The following is a 19,017-nucleotide window of genomic DNA, read 5'->3' on the forward strand; positions in this document are numbered from 1 at the left end:
ATCCGTTAGCTTAACAAACGATTTAATTATCTGAATTATTTTTCCCAAGCGAAAACCTAGTAGCTAATAAGGATACCATCTAAACCAAATCCAATAATCATATAATAATTAAAAATATCTTAGTGCCATACCGGCTGCAATAGAAGCAGTAGATAAGCATAACAATGAAACAGTATTTTTATTCATCATAATTCTCGCCATCCCTTTATAGATATTACCAAAAAATCAAATGAATTATTGAACTAACCTGCCCCTTAGTTCCATAAAGAAAAAGCTGCCTTAAAGACAGCTCCGATCTTCAGCTAACGCACCCGTTAGTTCTATAGCTACTTACAGTATTTTATATTGCTTCTTAATATACTGGGTCCCAATTTTTCAGTCTTTAAATTAGAAAGACGCACCTGCACTTCTACATTTTCCATTTTTGCTGTAATTTCATCAAATTTCCCAGCCCAAGTTGGACTATCTTTTTCTGGAGAAGGATAAAGCCTGAAACGCCAACTAATTTCGTCTGGTATAAAAGCAAAACCTTCATAGCTATCATAATTCCCATAAGAAGATGGTTCTGGCAGGTGTACCCCCAGAATACTTACATTAGTTCGTACAAAACTTTGCGGGCGTAACTGCACTTTATAAACCAAGGCTGTTCCCTTTGCATTTGTAAGCTTTTTATCAATTGGTTCCAATACCATACTACAAGGCATAGTTGTTGCACTTGTTTGTAAAGGAGAAATAACAAAAGTTGAGATAATAAATATACCCAAAACAAATCGTTTCATATAACACCTCTTTTACCCTCATTATGTTCTAAATATAGATAGTCCTTCTACAACCAACTGCCCCTTTAGTTCTACAAGCTAATGAAAATGATTAAGCTTTTGTTTCCACGTAGTTTATTCGTACTGCGACATAGCAAAATAACAGCAACTGATGTTTCTGTTCCTTTTTTGATTTGGAGAATTATAAATAGGGATAGTACAATCACTATCCCTAACAATACATATGATTTCGATTAACGAGTTCTTCCGCCTAATTGTTGTTCAGCCATTTGCACTAAACGTTTTGTAATTTCTCCACCAACAGATCCGTTTGCACGAGATGTTGTATCAGCGCCTAGTGTAACACCGAATTCACTAGCGATTTCGTATTTCATTTGTTCTAGAGCTTGCTCTGCACCATTAACTACTAATTGATTATTGTTGTTATTTCTAGCCATGTTGTCAGCTCCTATGAATGTAATGTGTTGCTAGTCATAGGTTTTGATATTGTTAAGAGTTATATACATAGATTCCAAAATAAATTAAGGCAATGATTAAGTGAAATTAAAACTCATCGTGGCCCTAGAAGGGAGAGCATAGGAAAACATTGAAGCCACCGGTTCGCAAGGAAGGGTTTCAGAAAGAAAGGCAAATAATCTGAGGGAGAGACTTTCTCCTCCTTATATATAAAGAATTGCTACACCATATTTTTTCAATCTAAAGTCACCTCAAAAATATTATTCTCCCTAAAGCTAATTGTTTCCTTCCCTATCCTGCCCCGAAATTGCCATAAGAAAAAGGCTGCCTCAGCAACCTTCCTTATTGAAGTAAAGCACCCATTAGTTCGATTCATTTATTTCTAGTATATTCTGGGGTGATCTTCTTGATATTTCTTTTCCTTTGCTAGGATAAAGTAAACCCCAAGAATAAAAGTAATTATTAAAATGACACAAATTTCCCAATACATCAAAGGATATTGATATAGTACTGTTGTTGTTGTAACTACTGAATTCATATCTGTTGTTGTTATTTTATTCTTAACAGGATCATAAAGCATGTCGACAATTAAGAATGTTAGTAAAGATGAAAGGGTAAGAAATATTCCTATCGCACGTTTCATCTTTTTCACCTCCTAAATCCGTTAACTGTATAAAATTTAACGTAAAAACGAAATCCTTGTTGAACTCCCTATACATACAATAAGAAAAGGAGCTGCCAGAGCAACTCCTGGTAATGCATCTGTTAACTCATTATATCATTTATACAAAATATCATCTTTTAATGAACCAACTTTAGTTAAAGCTGTATCTATGTCAGCTTCATTCACTCCAAAATGAGCAAGTGCATCGTTAAGATGCTTTACAATGGCATTAAAGTGGGCAGGTTACAGATTCAATCCTTGGTGCGCTTTTGCCATGGATTGTCCAGAATATTGTTTTGGGCCGCCTAATGCAAAGCTAATAAATTTTGTCTGATGACTTCGTTGCTTTTCCATATCCGTTTTTTCAAAAAAATGATTAACTGTCTCATCTTTAAGAACCAATTCGGAGTAAAAATAGTCCACCACTTTTGCTATCGCTTCTTCTCCGCCGACTTTTTCATAAAGTGTTTGTTCCATATCCACACTCCTAATTTTTAATTAATAGAAGTATTCTTTGTGGAAAATTTGATTTTATTCCTTATCTTTCAATAGTATCTCCTTCTGCTCTAGCACCCTTGCAACTAACCTGTCCCCTTAAATTCCGAAAGTGAAGTAAAGAACCGGTTAGTTCATTAGAAAATGATCGATATCCATTTAAACCCCATTATTTCAACTTGTTGCCACTAAGTTGTTGAAAATGCATAATTGATATAGGTAATTTCATTTTATGTTCAAGCTGTTATTTTCATTTTCAAATTGTAATGTGACAAAATTGTAATCTTACTTCCTGTTACATCTATGGTGGGGAAAGGGATGAATTTTATAGTATGTAACATGAGGAGGAGATTTACGTTGAAAAAAGTATTACAAACTAAAAACTTATCTAAATCCTATGGAAAGTCACAGGTTTTAAAAAATATTGACCTGACCATAACATCGGGTGAATTTACAGCTATTATGGGGCCTTCCGGTTCTGGAAAAACAACACTGATGAATGTGTTATCGACAATTGATAAATTTTCTGGCGGGGAAGTCTGGCTTGAAGAGCAGGCCCTGTTGGATTTAAACAAAAAAGCATTGCGCACATTTCGCCAAGAACGAATGGGGTTCATCTTTCAAGATTACAACTTGCTTGATACTTTAACGATTAAGGAGAACATTCTTCTGCCCCTTTCATTAAGGAAATTCTCTTCGGATGAGATGGAAAGACGGCTGAAACCAGTCATTCAGGCATTGAATATTGAAGGAATTCAAGATAAATACCCTACAGAAGTTTCTGGCGGCCAGAAACAACGGGCCTCATCGGCACGCGCCATTATTACAAACCCTGCGATAGTTTTTGCAGATGAACCTACAGGCGCTCTTGATTCGAGATCAGCCACACAATTATTGGAACAGTTATCAGGCTTGAATGAAACATTTCAAACGACGATCCTTATGATTACACATGATTCCTATGCAGCAAGCTTCTGTAAACGAGTCATCTTCCTGCGTGATGGGGGAATCGTAAACGAGCTTTATAAAGGTGACCAAAGTCAAAGTGATTTCTTTGATCGGATCCTTCACATCCAGAGTGCCATGGGAGGGAATCAAAGGTGAGCTTACTGAATATGACGTTCCGGAACGTTCAGCGGAATTTCCGTGTTTATACGATTTATCTGTTTGCCATGATTACAGGTGTTATGGTCCATTTCACCTTCTCATCACTGATGTATAACGAGGATATATTGGATGTACTCAATAATAAGGAGAGTTTTCAAACGGGGGTGTCGATTGCCTCGGTGGTCATCTTCCTCTTTATCATTTTCTTTATTCTTTATGCTAACTCTTTCTTTATGAAGCAAAGAAAAAAGGAATTTGGACTCTATTTGCTGCTAGGTATGAATGAAAGCCAGATCACTCGAATGGTTTTCGTTGAAAATCTGCTCATTGGATCATTTTCACTTGTAATTGGAATACTCCTTGGCGGTCTGCTGTCCAAGTTTTTCGGTATGGCATTAATGAACTTAATGCAATACGACAATGTCATTACGCTGAATTTTCCTTATCAAGCGATCGGGTCGACAATCATCTTGTTTCTCTTGTTAGCCATCATTGCAAGTATCCAAAGTTTCTTCATGATCAATCGCGTACAACTCGTGGAGTTGTTTCATGCAAATGAAAAAATGGAAAAACCGATACCTTCTTCGTTCATTATGGCAGCTTTATCGTTAATGTTATTAGCAATGGAATTCTTTCTGATAAGCCGGGGCAAAGAATCAAGCATATGGCAAGAACACTTAACTTTTGCCATGATGGCCGTCACAGTCGGCATGATTGGCGGCACGTATTTGTTCTTCCGTCAGTTCTCCGGCTGGCTGCTGCAAAAGATCCGCCAGAAACATAACTTCCATGAAGGCAATCGGGTATTGTGGATCTCGTCATTACGCTTCCAAATAAGGTCGAATACGTTAAACCTTACCTTCATCTCTTTGTTCAGTGCCACCATCATTTTCTTGATTGGATTCGTTTCGATCAATTATGCTGTCCAGTTTGAAGCTGTCGGCAGGAATCTACCGAATGATATAGCGTTCCAGTCATTGGATAAGGAAACCAACGAGAAAATTGATGCTAAGATAAAAAATTCCGACCACTCAATTGAATATCATAAAACTTTGGAAGCCTTAGTAGGAAAGCCTAATACAAACATGAACCTTGCTTTTGAGAACCCTGAGTATTTTTCAAAGGACGTTTTTCTTTTTCCAGAAAAAGCATATAACGAAATCATCTCATTGCGTGGAAATCAGGAGGAAATCCATTTAGAAGATATGGAAGCTGTAACTCTGTCACAAGGAACAGATTTCCCAAAATCCTTCCCCTCCGATCAGCTGCCACGTTTTAAGGTGAATGTAAATGAAGATATCACTCTAAAACTAATAGAGAAGAAAGATTACGCATTATTAGGCTGGGCCAGCGACCCTGTTCGATCCATGATATTGAAGCCCGCAGTCCTGATTATTTCAGATGAGGCTTATCAAAACTTAAAAAGCAAAGCCAAAACGGTCCCTTTTGAAATTTATGAAATCGAAAATGAGAAGCAGGCTGAATCCTTATCAGCTGATATACATGCCATTGTTACGAAGAAGCCCGACACTTACTATTCTTCATTTGCTGATGTGTATTCAAAGCAAATAGAAGGTTCAGCTTTAATGTTATTTGCTGCTGCTTTCCTGGCTGTCATTGCCTTGTTTGCATTGGCCAGCGTCATTTACTTTAAACAATTGCGGGAAGCAACGGAAGAACAGAGACAGTATTCCATTCTGCGGAAGATAGGTACCGCAGACCGTGAATTGAAAAGCGTGATCCGTAAACAACTTCTCTTTGTTTTCTTCCCTCCGCTAGTTTTAGGCATTTTACACAGCTGGCTCATTTTAAAATACTATATCCTGGATTCTGTACAAGATTTCCCGCAGCTTACCTCCATGCTCTGGTTCATCTTTGCTATATACTTTGTGATCTATGTAATGTTTTATCTGTCTTCCGCGAATCTCTACTACAAAATCGTAAATCAGAAATATTAATAAAAAAACGCAATGGCCTTCATCAAGGTCTCATTGCGTTTTTTTGCATATTGAAATAGGGATCGACATTTTTGGGAAAGTGCATGACAAACTCGGTATACAAACCCGTTTCAGAGGTACAAGTGATATAGTGACCAAGTTTATTGGATAACTGCTGTGCTAAATATAACCCCATCCCTGTGGATTTTGTGTAGGTACGCCCGTTGGATCCTGTAAAACCCCTATTAAATATCCGAGGTAAATCAGTCTTTTCTATACCAATTCCATTATCTCTGATAATCAGCTGCTTTTCTTTTAAATCAGAACCTGTCTCAATCTTTATTTCCCCTTCTTCTTGCGTATACTTCAAGCAATTTGAAATTAACTGATTCAGGATGAATTGCAGCCACTTGGGGTCACTTTGGATGGTGATTGGTTCAATCTGTAGCCGAAGGCGGATTTTCTTGGAAATAAATGTTTTGGAATGAGTTTTTATAACCTCTTTCACCAATTGGTCCAAATCACAATTCTTGATGTCATAATCCTGATTGAAGTTATCCAACTTTGCGTAATAAAGTGCCTGATCCACATAATGCTCTATCCTTGATACCTCATCATGAAAAATCTTGGCATCGATTTCTGTTTGCTGCATCAATCGCAGCACTGAGATGGGTGTTTTAATTTCATGAAACCACGATACAATAAAATCATAATATTCGTTCTGCTTCTCATGAATCTGATTGAGAGACCTAATATGCTCCCTTTCCTTCTCTTCAAATAAATGCTGTAAAGAGGCTGCCTCTAAAGAAAGGTTCTCATGATCTTCGTCACCCCTTGCCCGGATTACACGTAAACTTTGCTGATACCGATACAAAAAGAAAATAATCAATACGAATAGGGTCAATGCCCCCGCATATAGAAAAGTGTTCCAGCTCCATGTCATATTGGGGTCCGTGTAAAACACGGCAGAAACCATGCAAAAGATAAAAACGAATAAAACGATATAAGGCTTCTCGTATTTTAAAAATTGGATAAACCTCATTCGATCAGATACCCCATTCCTTTACGTGTCACAATAAAGTCTTCTAATCCAATTCCAGTAATCTTACGCCTTACCCGATTTACATTAACAGTCAGTGTATTATCGTCGACAAACTGTTCATCATTCCAAAGAGCTTGCATCAAGTCCTCTCTGGGTACAATTTCCCCTATTCTGCGCATCATCAACTGCAAAATGATGAACTCATTACGTGAAAGCTCAATGGATTGTTCCTCAAATTGGATAGTTGAGTTTGTTACATGCAAAGACAAGTCCCGGTGCGTTAGTTTTAGGTTATGTCCATTTTGATAGGTATAATTCCTGCGCAGCAATGCACTGATTTTTGCTACAAGAACATCTAAATCAAATGGCTTCTGGATAAAATCATCCCCTCCCATATTAATGGCCATGATGATGTCCATGTTTTGATTTCTAGAGGAAAGGAACAGTATGGGCACACTTGAGATTGCACGGATCTGCTGACACCAATAAAAGCCATCAAAGGTTGGCAAGTTTATATCCAATAGTACCAAATCAGGCTGGAATTTCTCAAAATCATCTAAAATGTGGTCAAATTCCATTATCCCCACAACGTCGTATTTCCACTTTGTTAGCGTATCAGCCACAATCTTTCTAATTTTTTCATCATCTTCAACTATCATAATTTTAAACATAATAATCTCCTATTCATGAACTGAATCGCTAAATGTTTACATGTTCTTTACTATCATTATGCTAATTATTCCAAACTCCTGTCATTTGTACAAATACAACACTCAAGAATATGGCTCAATTAAAGTAACTGTAGAGAAGAAGTGAGATAGTGACACCCTGCCCCCTTTTAGGGATTGTACAATTTGAACGTTGCCTTCATGCACTCGTTTTCCGCGGGCGGTCCGCCATCCGTTCCAATCCACTTTTTTAACTTTTAGATAGAGCCCCTTTGTCTAAACACTGAGCGAAGCGTTTTTTTCAGCAATTAAATAACCGCTAATGGGTAATGAGTTCTCCTATTTTTCGTGTTTGCACTCAAACAGAAGGATACCCAAAAAAACTGAAGACATTAATTTTTTAGATAAAAAAGTTACCAGCTTGGCCAAAAAGTAAGTATAAGAATGTAATAGATTGGATAAACTAATAAAAAAGGAGTGGGAGATTATGGAGATTAAACTTAAAGAAGGAACGAAAGAAATGTGGAGCGAAATTAATGAATGTATAACTCGGAAAATCAATGAAAAACATGATTTATCTTTTCAAAAGAAGAGCAATGATAATTATATGAATCTATATATTCAAACAGCCGTCTTACACACGTTATTTGAACTATCAGATGAGTTCAGGAAAATCGAAAGAAAATATAACGGATAGTGATGCTTCCGGAAAGGACATGCACTGAATTCACTTTAACGGTGGATTAGGATTAAACTCTTTAAGGGAGGCTATTAATCCTAATCCACCTTTTGTTTCCAGCATTATACATTACGCTACCGGCAATTTGACGAGCATTATTACTGTACCATCTGTTTCCCTTCCCTATAAATCCCTCTTTCTATTCCAACTAGAATCCACCAAATAGAAACCCCACCAGTTTTTAAGGTTTGGGTTTTTCCTGTGTTTTAAGTTTTAGTATAATGCGAATAATCTTAATGGTACGCTAGGTTAAATACTATAATTTGTTGTTTTATTAATCTAAAATCTTGTATATTTAAATGAGTATGTTAATAACTTACTGACGTTTGAAACGATAATCAGTAGCAACTCCGAATAGCCTTTTAATTAGCTAACATCATTGAAAACAAATATTTTGGGAAGTGAGCTGAAAGCTGATGTTGTGGTCACCACTATTCGAAAATGATGTACCTGCAGTTTTTCTTCCTTAACGGCAGAAAAATTGCATCTCCGTTAAGGACTGGAAATGTTTGGTTAAAACGGAGGGTATAAAAATGAAAAACACTATATTAGGCTCTTTATATTTATCACTCGCTGCCAGCATTTGGGGCGGGATGTATGTTGTGGTAAAAGTTGTGGTAGAGGTTGTTCCGCCGCTTGAATTAGTATTTTTACGATATGTAATTGCGATTTTAGCTTTGCTGACAATTGGTTTAATAACAAAACAATCTTGGCGGATTGACAAACGGGACTGGCTTCTGGTTTTCATTATAGGACTTGTTGGGAACACCATTTCCATCGTAACCCAGGAAGTCGGTACGCTGCTATCCACCGCACAAATGGGGGCCATCATCACTTCAACAACACCTGCATTCATGGTGATATTTGCACGTATCGTTTTAAAAGAAAAGATCACTTTAAAAAAATCCATTTCTGTTATTTTAGCGACACTCGGTGTCGGTATCATTGTCGGAAATGCCCATATCGGCTCATCTCACCAACTTGGGGGCGTATCACTGCTTATTGCTGCGTTAACTTGGGCCCTTATGTCCGTTCTAATCAAACGGGTACCACGGCAATATTCACAAATTGTTATAACGACCTATGCCGTGCTTGTGGCAATTGTCTTTTTAACCCCTGTTACGATTAGTCGATTGGATGAGCTTGACTTTCAAGCCATCATGCATCCATCCATATGGGGCGGCCTTCTATACTTGGGCGTTATTTCAACAGCATGTGCCTTTTTACTTTGGAATCGTGGACTGCAAATGCTTACCGCTTCAAGTGGCGGACTATTTTTCTTTTTACAGCCTATAGTCGGTACTTTTTTAGGTTGGTTAATACTAGGTGAACAAATCGGCTTGTCCTTTTGGATCGGTACAATCTTAATTTTTATCGGTGTGCTATTAGTCATTCGGGAAGAATAACTCACATTAAAAAGTATTGGAGTTATATATTAAAAAGTACCCTATAGAGCAGTCACTTAAAAAAAGGCTGCCTATAGGGTACTTTTTGGTTTAGAAAAGGGAATTGGAGAAAAGTTGTTTTTTGTTTTTAATTTCTCTTTCTTATCGACCTTTAATAAGGCGGAATCCAATAAGGGAATAGCAGTTTACTTGCTTGTTTGTCTAATGTAATCCAAACTTCCTTCCTCAAGGCAAAAAGATACTTTCTTTTGTTTATTTCAACCCATTATATCAAAAATCCCCAGAAATACATTCATTACGTAATTATTATCATAATTTCATCTACATTTTGAAAGAATTTTTGTTATCATTAATTCATAATCTTGGAAATGAATGCTGAATTTTATAACAAAGGAGGAATCGTTTTTGAAAAATCCATATACGGAATTGACGATTGGAATGATGAGAACGGGGATATTAGGATTCGGCGGCGGGCCATCTGTCATCCCGCTCATCCGCCATGAAGCAGTATCCCGCTATCACTGGCTCGACGATGATGAATTCGGGGACACTTTGGCGATTGCCAATACACTCCCAGGACCGATTGCCACAAAGATGGCCGCATATCTGGGTTATAAATTAAAAGGCTGGCCGGGAGCCACCGTAAGTGTGGCCGCTCACGTGTTACCTTCATGCATTGCGATGGTTTTCTTGATCGCGTTCATTAATGTTCTAAGTAATTCGGCAATGATCAGTAATATGATCGCTGCTGTCATGCCGGTTGTCGCTGTCATGCTTGGTCAAATGGCTTATGAGTTTGGCGAAAAGGCGGTAAAAGGGTTAGGAAAGGTGCTCGGAATCACCTTTTTTGCGATTTCCTTTTTGCTCCTGCAGGTCATTTCCCTGCATCCGGGTATCGTCATTATGATGTTTCTTTTATATGGTGCGTTTCATTATAAATTAAAGGATAGACTGAAAAATAAAAAGACTGATAGGAAGGAGGAATCCGCTTAATGGGTATTATGATCCCAATGGGAGTTGCTGTTTTTCTAGCGTTCTTCATTGCCAATATTCTTGGTTATGGCGGAGGTCCAGCTTCGATTCCGGTTATGTATGACCAAATCGTCACCCGTTATGGCTGGCTAGATAATATCGAGTTCTCACAAATGCTTGCGTTAGGAAATTCACTCCCTGGACCCATCGCCACGAAAATAGCCGCATATGTCGGATATGATGTATATGGCTGGCCAGGATTTCTAGCTGCATTGGCAGGCACGATCATCCCTTCAGCCGTGGCTTTGATATATCTATTAAAAATCCTGCGAAAATACAAGCAATCGCCAATCGTAAAAGGCATGTCACTACTTGTACAGCCCGTGATCGCGATCATGATGTTATTGCTCACCTGGAATATGGCCGCGGACGCGGTCGGGTCCATCGGCTACATCCATTCAATCTTCATCGCTGGATTGGCCTTCTTGGCTTTAGGAAAATTCAAGATCCACCCTGCATTCGTAATCCTTCTTGCCTTTTTGTATGGCGGATTTATCATCCCGCTCACATAAATAAAAAATCCGCCTATTTAGGGGGATTTTTTATTAAAGCTTCATGCCCATTCGGCTTTTATAACGTTTAATGAGAATTTGGCAATCAACGCTGACAACACCGACGACCGCATACAGTTTCTCATTGAGAAAGCGTTCCATCTCTTGATTATCAGTAAAGATTCCGTGCATATGGAGTTTACTCGGACCGGTCATATGATATAAACTCGTAACAGCCGGTTCACTTTCTAATTGCTGCGCGACCGATTCCAGATATTTTGGCTCAACCTCAACGTTAAAGAATGCCGAAACATGGATGCCGACCTTAGCTGGATTTATGACTGCAGTGAACCTCTCGATCACACCGTTTTCAACAAGATGATTAATTCTCGCCTGAACCGCAACTCTGGAAAGCTCCACTTTCTTCGCTAAGTCGGTATACGAAATTCGTGCATCTTCATGTAAAACCGATATGATTTTCTTATCGATCTCATCAACTTTCAAGCTGGGAATGTTAAAGTCCTCTGCCATCCTACGTAACTCCTTTTCAATTTCTTTACTCCATTATCGCAGAGAACATCATCGGATCACAACAATCTTCCTTTTCACTTCTCATAACGCAAGAAATTTTTTTGGTATCCCTTTCAATGAACTCCCTCCTACTTGCCTAGAAATGTCCATCGTTTATGTAGTTTTGGTGCTTCATTTCATCCAGCGGAATGCAGCCGCCAAAAACATCGCCAACACTTCCTTTATTTCCCGATAGTCTGCAGTCCCCCTCCTCTTCTAAAATTAAGGCGGGGGTTTTACAGACCGTTTACTGCAGGATAAGAGTTTATGAAAATCCAAGGGACACTTCCTCAATCCTTTGATTGAAAGGTCTTTGCGATATTTTTGTATTCTTCATCATTGAGAATGCCCATTTTTTTGAATAATGCGGAATATGCCATAATTTTTTTCTGCGTACGGTTTGTACAATTCATATGGATCAGCTCCTTTTTTACATAGTATTCATTCAAGACAAAATGTTTCCTTAATACAAAATATTTTGTGTAAACTAAATAAAAAAACTGCCCATTTTCCCGGCAATTTCAATATAATAGTGTTCTTTTCATGTTATATATTTGGAGGAAATATCAAAAAACAACCTGATTCCCCCCACATGCCCTACACAGGAATAAAAAAAATGACAGGTTGGGCCCATTAAACATATTGTCTCTCTTGCAACAAGTCGTCATTCAGATTATCGTTGTTTAAAAGATGCGAATAAATTGAAAAAAACTGCATAGTTTCTTCATACTTTTTCGCTAAACTGATTTTATCCTATAAGAAGGTGAATACTCCTGAAAATCTCCTTTAAACTCGGACTATCTATATTTATTTGCATTTTTTTGATGGAAACCGTCTCCATGATTTACTTGCATAATAAAGTGATCCATTCCCGTATCAATCAAGAATTGGAATCACTGAAGGCCCGTAGCAATAGTCATCGTGATGTGTTGGAAATCACGTATTCCGACTCTACCCTTCAGCATATCGGCCTGATGGAATACCATACCGATACAGATGTCGTGATTACGAATACAAGAGGAGATATTCTGATATCTTCCTCAAAGGTAAATGGGGGAATGAACAAAATCTTGGCAAAAAACATCCCCCAAGTACCCCGAAAAGGCATTGTCCTCCAATCGAGTTGGAAGGATGAAAGATATATAGCCACCGTTACGCCATTTATCAGCGATAAAGAAAAAAAAGGCTATGTTTATATGTTCAAAGATACTAGAGATGTTGAGGATTTAATCGCACAATTGAATAGGCATTTCCTTTTTGCGACTGCATTGCTCCTTTTATTCATGCTTATCACCATTTATTTTCTATCAAAAGCTTTGACTAGACCGCTTATTTCGATGAAGGAAGCGACAACCAAACTCAGCAAAGGGAACTTTTCAGTGGCTGTGCCTGTACGATCAAATGATGAACTCGGGGAGCTTGCCCAATCCATTCAAAGCTTGGCTAATGAATTGAACTATTTAAAGAAGGAACGCAATGAATTTTTGGCAAGTATCTCCCATGAACTGCGCACGCCGCTAACTTATATCAAGGGATATGCTGATATAACCCTCCGGAAAGATTTGGATGCATCCGAACGAACAAGATACTTAGAGATCATCCATGATGAATCCGAACGATTAAACAGATTATTGGACGAACTATTCAATATGGCTAGAATGGATGTAAATACATTCACCATATCAAAAGAAACCATCCAGCTCTCTTCATTCCTGCAAAACATTCATGAAAAAGTGTTACCGGCTTTTGCAAATGAAAGAATTCAATTGAATCTGGAATGCAAGGATGAATTATTTATAGATATAGATCCCTCACGGTTTGAGCAAGTCATTCTTAACCTGTTGGATAATGCGCTGAAGTACTCGAACGAATATACAGTCACCACCATCAAAGCCATTGAATGCAATGGCTGGATTTCCATCTCCATAATCGATCAAGGAGTTGGCATTCCACCTGAAGATGTCCCCCATATCTTTGATCGTTTATATCGTGTCGAGAAATCACGCGCCAGAGTTACCGGCGGATTCGGATTGGGGCTCTCCATCGTCAAGCAATTAGTGGAGATACAAGGCGGAACCATTTCGGTTAAAAGCAACTTGGAACAAGGAACGTGCTTCACTATCACAATTAAGGAGATAACAAATGAAGACAGTAATTCTGGTTGATGATGAACAGAGAATGCTTGATCTATTAGAGCTATACATTAAACCTCACGGATATACATGCCTGAAGATGAAATCTGGACTTGAAGCCTTACAGTTCTTAGCGCGTGAACATGCGGACATAGTTCTTCTTGATGTAATGATGCCTGAGATGGATGGGTGGGAAACGTGCGAAAGGATCCGTGCGTTTTCCAGTATTCCCATAATCATGCTCACCGCCCGGGATGCTGCACAAGAAATGGTGAAAGGGTTGAAAAAGGGTGCAGATGATTATATTACGAAACCCTTTCATGAAGATGTTTTACTTGCCAGAATCGAAGCAGTGACGCGGCGGGTGCACAATCAGAATGATTTTTTGACCTTTAGGGGGCTAAAATTAAATGAATCCGCTTATGAAGCACATTATGATACCAAAACAATCCCGCTAACACCGAAAGAGTTCTCACTGCTGTGCCTGTTTTTAAAATCCCCAGATCAAGTGTATTCCAGAGACCACCTGCTTTCGACCATATGGGGATTTAAAACGGATACCGAAGATAGGACAATCGATTCCCATATTCGAAATATTAGAGAGAAATTGCGTCATGCCGGTTTTCCAGCAGATCAACATTTGAAAACGGTCTGGGGCATCGGGTATAAATGGAGTTCTGTGGATTGATATGAATTTCATTTCTGAGGCATTACTATCCAGCGGCCCTTTCTCCATTGCTGTAAGTTTAGTATTCAATATATTGATCAGCGTGCTTGGTTTTATTCCAAGTGTATTCATCACGGCCGCCAATATCAGCGTATTTGGATTTGAAAAGGGATTGATCCTTTCTTACATGGGGGAAATTGCCGGTGCAGCGGTCAGCTTTTGGTTATATCGAAAGGGCTTTCAAACATTCAAACCCAAGTTCATGAAGAACCGGTGGGTCAAGAAACTGCAAAAGTCACAAGGGTTCCATGCATTTTGGATGATCCTGATGCTTAGGCTCCTTCCCTTTATACCATCCGGTGTGATCAACCTTACAGCAGCATTAAGCAGGACGGGAATGATGATTTTCTTCCTCGCGACATCCATCGGAAAACTGCCTGCCCTCCTTGTCGAGGCCTATTCGGTAACACAGGTTTTGAAGGCATCGGACGATATAAGGATTGTTTTGATACTGTTGATTCTCGTAATCTCAGTCGTTTATTATTTTAATAGAAATACGAAAAAAGGAAGGGAGTAAAAATCTTCACTATTTTTTTTGTAAATTGAAACGATCCATTTACCATTTTACAAACTCCTTATTTTTTTCAAGAATCGTTAACCCTTTATCTCCAAGGGTTAACGACCAGATCCAGAAGGCGACGTGTTCACATTTTACTATATCCTTGTGCTGCGAAGCGTATCGCAGCTTTTTTCTGCGCCGCCTTTTCATCAAAACAGCAAAAGAAAGACATCACGCTGGCTGGGTCGAAATGCTTTCCTTTTTGTTCGTTTATGAAAGATAATGCCTGCTCCACTGACCAGGAATCTTTATACGGCCTTCTGCTGGTCAATGCATCAAACACATCCACAATGGCTACGATTCGATCTTCCAATGGGATTTCCTCCCCTTTCAAACGGTGGGGATATCCCGTTCCATCCCAATTTTCATGATGATGGAGGTGATGTGATCAGCCACTTCCAGGCTGCTGATCACATCATTGTTTATTTCCCTTGAAATCTTATTCAAAATATCGGATCCCATTAACGGATGCATCTCGATGATTTTTCGTTCATATGGGGATAACGGTTCAGGTTTGTATAAAATCCACTCAGGAATCTCCGCTTTCCCGATATCATGCACAACATATGATTCATTTATAGTTCCAGCTGGCATCTTCGATTATGAACGATAACAAGCTGCTCGGTCAGGTTTTGAACCCTCAATAAATGCGCTTCATTTTGAACCCAATGATGCTGTCCCTGGAATACCCTGCCAATTCGCATGACAGCCTTGATTTCCCTTTCAAAATCTTCTCCATAATCTGCTGGATTTCCAATTCTGTCTTTTGACATTTTTCTCATTGTCACAGCTCACTCTATTCATGATTTAAAAGATAGGCTAAATGGACTATATCCGGATGACGTTACAAGTTTTATATACAATAGTTACTAAGCATCGTTTTAGTGATAAAGAGATTGATTACAAGTTTCTGATTGCACCAGTTCCTTTTAAGCATATTGCATGACGAAGGGTAAATGGGTTCATTTCCGCGAATGTTACACTTATATAATGAGATGATGCCTATACTATCTTCCTGTTTTCTGGAAAAAAGAATGAATTTATTGTGTTTTAATGGGAAATTCCTTTATAATGCGCATTAGATGATTTTTTAGCATTGAATACGAGAGGAGACGGAAATATGAAGAAACTATTGTACCCATTCATCATTGGATTATTGGCGGTTGTTCTAACGGCTTGTGGTTCGAACGATGAAGCTGATAAGAAAAATGACGAGAAAGAGACTAAAACAACTGAGAAAGAAACGGCTAAAGCAACTGAGGAACAGCAAAAACAGATGGAAGAAATGCAAAAGAAACTAGACAAGCAGAAGGTGGATGAAAAGAAAACGGTAGCCATCGTCAATGACGAAAAAATTTCAGGTGCGGAATATAATACCGTGTTGTCCACCACACAAATGCAGATGCAGCAATTCGGACAAGACCCAACATCCAAGGAGGGCGCCAAACAAATTAAAGAGCAAACGCTCAACTCTTTAGTGGGGCAAACATTGCTGCTTCAAGCAGCTGATAAAAAGGGCTACACCGCTTCCAAGGCTGAAATTGAAAAGCAACTTGCCGAAATCAAGAAGCAATATGAGAGTGAAGAGAAATTCAAGGCGGCATTGAAACAAGCAGGTCTGAATTCGGAAATGCTGAATGCCCAGATCGCAGAGAACATCCCATATACGAAATACGTTGAAAAAGAGATTAAAGTGGAAGAAGCAACTGATGAAGAAATCCAAAAGTATTACGACCAGGTTGCGGAGCAAGCTAAAACAAGCGGACAGAAGGTACAGAAACTCGAAGAAATGAAGCCGCAGATCAAGGAACAACTAGAGCAGCAAAAGAAACAAGAAAAGCTTGTGAAGCATGTCGAAGAACTTCAGAAAAATGCTAAGGTCGATATTAAGATTTAATGATGAAAAGAGCTGCCGAATTTGGCAGCTCTTTCTTCATGGTCTTTGGTCCGCCTGCTAACACCCATGGCTTTCAATTTCATTTATTCACCGGTTTTAGAGAAACGTGCAATTCTTTCACCTATTTCATCACGAACGCGTTGGAAAGTTGCCCATTTCTCTTCATCTGTTCCTACCGCTTTTGCCGGGTCATCAAAGCCCCAATGTTCACGTTTAACATGCGGTGGCGTCATTGGACATTTGTCAGCCGCATCGCCACATAATGTAACGACAAAATCGGCATTATTCAATATATCAGGGTCAATGATATCCGATGTTTGATTGGAGATGTCCAATCCAACTTCATTCATTGCTTTTACAGCTTTGGGATTTAACCCATGTGCTTCGATTCCTGCGCTAAGTACTTGCCATTCATTTCCTAAATATTTCTTCCCCCATGCCTCTGCCATTTGGCTTCTGCAAGAATTACCAGTACATAAAAAGTATAGCGTTTTCTTAGCCATGCGGTTTCTCTCCTTTGTTTGTAAAGTAAGTGTTTAATGAATAATTTGCAGCCATATATATAAGCCGGCCAATGTGATGAACAATGTTGGGATGGTTAAGATGATTCCCGTTTTAAGGTAAGTTCCCCATGAGATTTTCACGCCTTTTAATGATAGGACATGCAGCCACAATAACGTAGCCAAAGAACCGATCGGTGTTATTTTTGGGCCCAAGTCCGAACCGATGACATTTGCATAAATAAGTGCCTCCCTGATTGCTCCAGTCGTATGGGTGTCGGAAATGGCAAGAGCGTCTATCATAACGGTTGGCAGATTATTCATAAGTGAAGACAGAATGGCGGCGATGAAGCCCATCCCAATCGTTGCGGCAAATAATCCTTGATCGGCGGTAACTTGGATTAAATCCGTTAATACATTCGTCAATCCAACATTTCGCAGGCTGTAAACCACTACATACATCCCGATCGAGAAAAAGACGATTGCCCATGGTGCTCCTTTGATAACGGTTTTCGTGTTGACCGCTGGGCTCCTTCTAGCCATCATGAGGAATAAGATGGCCACAATGCCTGCAATGATCGATACAGGAATCCCGATGAATTCACTCGCAAAATAACCAACCAGCAATATTCCTAATACGATCCAGGACAGCCTAAACACCCTTTGGTCTTTAATGGCTTCCGTTGGTTTTTTAAGCTGTGATACATCGTAATTTTTCGGTATGCTTTTTCGGAAAAATAAATATAAAACCAAGATGCTTGCTCCAAGTGCAAAGATGTCAGGTACGATCATTCTTGAAGCAAACTCGGCAAAACTGATATTGAAAAAGTCTGCGGATACAATGTTTACAAGATTACTTACCACTAATGGAAGTGAGGTTGTATCAGCAATGAACCCACTTGCGATGATAAACGGGAAAATCATTTTATCACTAAAATTCAAGGCTCGAACCATTGCTAATACAATTGGTGTAAGGATAAGAGCCGCTCCGTCATTCGCAAAAAAAGCTGCCACTAGAGCCCCAAGGATACTTACATAGACAAACATCCTTACTCCATTTCCCTTGGCGGCTCTCGCCATATGCAGTGCTGCCCATTCAAAAAAACCTATCTCATCCAAAATAAGCGAGATGATGATGATGGCGACGAAGGCGAGTGTCGCGTTCCAGACTATCGCTGTCACGTCCATGACATCAGTAAAGTCCACCACTCCAACAAGTAAGGCCAAAACCGCACCGCCACAGGCTGACCATCCGATCGACAATCCCTTTGGCTGCCAGATTACGAGAATGAGTGTTAATAAAAAGATGATAACTGCCAAAATAACTGATCCCACTGAAGTAGTCCCTCCTAGTTAGTCACAACAAATCCGTTTTCCTTGTGCTGTTAAGTTTTCTAATTTAAAGTTTTGACTTGGCAAATCCTTGATGACCGTCTGAATAAATGTGTAATGGGAAGAAGACGGATTTAACGAGTAAAAAACCCATTGTCCCCTCCTCGCTTCATTAACGATCCCGCCATCTTTCAACTTTCGTAAATGCTGGCTGATAGCTGGCTGGCTCATCTCGAATAGATCCACAAATTCACAGACACAGCACTCATGCTCAGCCATGATCTTAATCATGGTCAAACGGGTTTTATCACCTAGTAACTTAAGAATGTTTGCCGTGGTTTCCAAATCCAACACCTCATTCATAGCTTTTCATCCCTCCTAGCACAAAGTAAATAAGTATATGCTTATGTGATTATTGAACATCATTGTATAAGCATATTCTTATTTAATCAAGCATTAAATATTCCGCATAATATTTCCTTAC

The 19,017-nt window shown here is 39.1% G+C and carries 22 protein-coding genes and 1 pseudogene; 10 read left to right on the plus strand and 13 right to left on the minus strand.

Annotation, left to right across the window (positions count from 1 at the left end):
* Positions 1 to 326 precede the first annotated feature (326 nt).
* From J7I96_RS04825 to J7I96_RS04840, 4 genes and pseudogenes are all read right to left on the minus strand, one after another.
* On the minus strand, positions 327 to 779 hold the full coding sequence (locus J7I96_RS04825) for a YoqH family protein (RefSeq protein WP_214769879.1): 453 nt from the start codon (positions 777 to 779) through the stop codon (positions 327 to 329).
* Positions 780 to 1,012: 233 nt separating this feature from the next.
* A complete protein-coding gene (locus tag J7I96_RS04830) occupies positions 1,013 to 1,216 on the minus strand; it encodes an alpha/beta-type small acid-soluble spore protein (protein ID WP_034315006.1) in 204 nt (67 codons plus the stop codon).
* Positions 1,217 to 1,617: 401 nt separating this feature from the next.
* Positions 1,618 to 1,878, minus strand: coding sequence for a hypothetical protein (locus J7I96_RS04835; protein WP_214769882.1), 261 nt, complete (start codon positions 1,876 to 1,878; stop codon positions 1,618 to 1,620).
* 135 nt (positions 1,879 to 2,013) lie between these two features.
* Positions 2,014 to 2,376 (minus strand): annotated as a pseudogene (locus tag J7I96_RS04840) (group I truncated hemoglobin).
* A gap of 375 nt (positions 2,377 to 2,751) precedes the next feature.
* Between J7I96_RS04840 and J7I96_RS04845 the strand changes: the two are divergent.
* Both J7I96_RS04845 and J7I96_RS04850 read left to right on the plus strand, forming a co-directional pair.
* Positions 2,752 to 3,498: an ABC transporter ATP-binding protein gene (locus J7I96_RS04845; RefSeq protein WP_251138045.1), complete on the plus strand. Its 747-nt coding sequence runs from the start codon at positions 2,752 to 2,754 to the stop codon at positions 3,496 to 3,498.
* A complete protein-coding gene (locus J7I96_RS04850) occupies positions 3,495 to 5,459 on the plus strand; it encodes an ABC transporter permease (RefSeq protein WP_214925487.1) in 1,965 nt (654 codons plus the stop codon). Before J7I96_RS04845 ends, J7I96_RS04850 begins: the two co-directional genes overlap by 4 nt.
* Positions 5,460 to 5,481: 22 nt before the next feature.
* On the opposite strand, the gene J7I96_RS28965 is transcribed toward J7I96_RS04850, so the two are convergent.
* On the minus strand, positions 5,482 to 6,480 hold the full coding sequence (locus J7I96_RS28965; RefSeq protein ID WP_214769891.1) for a sensor histidine kinase: 999 nt from the start codon (positions 6,478 to 6,480) through the stop codon (positions 5,482 to 5,484).
* Positions 6,477 to 7,151: a response regulator transcription factor gene (locus tag J7I96_RS04860; protein ID WP_214769894.1), complete on the minus strand. Its 675-nt coding sequence runs from the start codon at positions 7,149 to 7,151 to the stop codon at positions 6,477 to 6,479. The genes J7I96_RS28965 and J7I96_RS04860 overlap by 4 nt, the downstream gene beginning before the upstream one ends.
* A gap of 484 nt (positions 7,152 to 7,635) precedes the next feature.
* Between J7I96_RS04860 and J7I96_RS04865 the strand changes: the two genes are divergently transcribed.
* The 4 genes from J7I96_RS04865 to chrA all read left to right on the plus strand — a co-directional run bounded on the left by J7I96_RS04865 (position 7,636) and on the right by chrA (position 10,837).
* Complete coding sequence (locus tag J7I96_RS04865) at positions 7,636 to 7,845, plus strand: hypothetical protein (protein ID WP_214769897.1); 210 nt, start codon at positions 7,636 to 7,638, stop codon at positions 7,843 to 7,845.
* A gap of 575 nt (positions 7,846 to 8,420) precedes the next feature.
* Complete coding sequence (locus tag J7I96_RS04870; protein ID WP_214769900.1) at positions 8,421 to 9,293, plus strand: DMT family transporter; 873 nt, start codon at positions 8,421 to 8,423, stop codon at positions 9,291 to 9,293.
* Between the two features lie 405 nt (positions 9,294 to 9,698).
* Positions 9,699 to 10,286, plus strand: coding sequence for a chromate efflux transporter ChrB (gene chrB / locus J7I96_RS04875; protein WP_214769903.1), 588 nt, complete (start codon positions 9,699 to 9,701; stop codon positions 10,284 to 10,286).
* A gap of 8 nt (positions 10,287 to 10,294) precedes the next feature.
* A complete protein-coding gene (gene chrA / locus J7I96_RS04880; protein ID WP_214770194.1) occupies positions 10,295 to 10,837 on the plus strand; it encodes a chromate efflux transporter ChrA in 543 nt (180 codons plus the stop codon).
* Between the two features lie 33 nt (positions 10,838 to 10,870).
* Here the strand turns inward: chrA and chrS are convergent, their stop codons facing one another.
* Positions 10,871 to 11,347, minus strand: a complete 477-nt coding sequence (chrS, locus tag J7I96_RS04885) for a chromate efflux transcriptional regulator ChrS (protein WP_214769905.1) — start codon at positions 11,345 to 11,347, stop codon at positions 10,871 to 10,873.
* 878 nt (positions 11,348 to 12,225) lie between these two features.
* Here chrS and J7I96_RS04890 point away from each other — a divergent pair.
* From J7I96_RS04890 to J7I96_RS04900, 3 genes are read left to right on the plus strand one after another with little or no spacing between them, the layout of a single operon-like run.
* Positions 12,226 to 13,551, plus strand: a complete 1,326-nt coding sequence (locus J7I96_RS04890) for a HAMP domain-containing sensor histidine kinase (protein ID WP_251029088.1) — start codon at positions 12,226 to 12,228, stop codon at positions 13,549 to 13,551.
* Positions 13,529 to 14,206 carry a response regulator transcription factor gene (locus J7I96_RS04895; RefSeq protein ID WP_214769906.1) on the plus strand — a complete coding sequence of 226 codons (678 nt, stop codon included), beginning with the start codon at positions 13,529 to 13,531 and terminating at the stop codon, positions 14,204 to 14,206. The genes J7I96_RS04890 and J7I96_RS04895 overlap by 23 nt, the downstream gene beginning before the upstream one ends.
* A gap of 1 nt (position 14,207) precedes the next feature.
* Positions 14,208 to 14,762, plus strand: coding sequence for a TVP38/TMEM64 family protein (locus tag J7I96_RS04900; protein WP_214769908.1), 555 nt, complete (start codon positions 14,208 to 14,210; stop codon positions 14,760 to 14,762).
* Positions 14,763 to 14,889: 127 nt separating this feature from the next.
* On the opposite strand, the gene J7I96_RS04905 is transcribed toward J7I96_RS04900, so the two are convergent.
* From J7I96_RS04905 to J7I96_RS04915, 3 genes are read right to left on the minus strand one after another with little or no spacing between them, the layout of a single operon-like run.
* A complete protein-coding gene (locus J7I96_RS04905) occupies positions 14,890 to 15,138 on the minus strand; it encodes an HD-GYP domain-containing protein (RefSeq protein ID WP_396020053.1) in 249 nt (82 codons plus the stop codon).
* Positions 15,135 to 15,365: a hypothetical protein gene (locus J7I96_RS04910; protein ID WP_214925481.1), complete on the minus strand. Its 231-nt coding sequence runs from the start codon at positions 15,363 to 15,365 to the stop codon at positions 15,135 to 15,137. The genes J7I96_RS04905 and J7I96_RS04910 overlap by 4 nt, the downstream gene beginning before the upstream one ends.
* Before the next feature lie 14 nt (positions 15,366 to 15,379).
* Positions 15,380 to 15,586: a hypothetical protein gene (locus J7I96_RS04915; protein WP_214769912.1), complete on the minus strand. Its 207-nt coding sequence runs from the start codon at positions 15,584 to 15,586 to the stop codon at positions 15,380 to 15,382.
* A 338-nt stretch (positions 15,587 to 15,924) separates the two neighbouring features.
* Here J7I96_RS04915 and J7I96_RS04920 point away from each other — a divergent pair, with 338 nt between their 5' ends.
* Positions 15,925 to 16,701 (plus strand): SurA N-terminal domain-containing protein, encoded by a 777-nt coding sequence (locus J7I96_RS04920; RefSeq protein WP_214925479.1) that lies wholly within the window; start codon positions 15,925 to 15,927, stop codon positions 16,699 to 16,701.
* Between the two features lie 83 nt (positions 16,702 to 16,784).
* On the opposite strand, the gene arsC is transcribed toward J7I96_RS04920, so the two are convergent.
* Genes arsC through J7I96_RS04935 form a run of 3 tightly spaced genes read right to left on the minus strand, consistent with a single transcriptional unit; the run spans position 16,785 to position 18,896 of the window.
* Positions 16,785 to 17,204, minus strand: a complete 420-nt coding sequence (gene arsC, locus J7I96_RS04925; protein ID WP_095391033.1) for an arsenate reductase (thioredoxin) — start codon at positions 17,202 to 17,204, stop codon at positions 16,785 to 16,787.
* Positions 17,205 to 17,237: 33 nt separating this feature from the next.
* A complete protein-coding gene (locus J7I96_RS04930) occupies positions 17,238 to 18,536 on the minus strand; it encodes an arsenic transporter (RefSeq protein WP_214769914.1) in 1,299 nt (432 codons plus the stop codon).
* 18 nt (positions 18,537 to 18,554) lie between these two features.
* Positions 18,555 to 18,896 (minus strand): ArsR/SmtB family transcription factor, encoded by a 342-nt coding sequence (locus tag J7I96_RS04935; protein WP_214925477.1) that lies wholly within the window; start codon positions 18,894 to 18,896, stop codon positions 18,555 to 18,557.
* Positions 18,897 to 19,017: the final 121 nt, after the last annotated feature.

The organism is Bacillus sp. ISL-78 (assembly GCF_018613455.1).
Classification (GTDB): domain Bacteria; phylum Bacillota; class Bacilli; order Bacillales; family DSM-1321; genus Peribacillus; species Peribacillus frigoritolerans.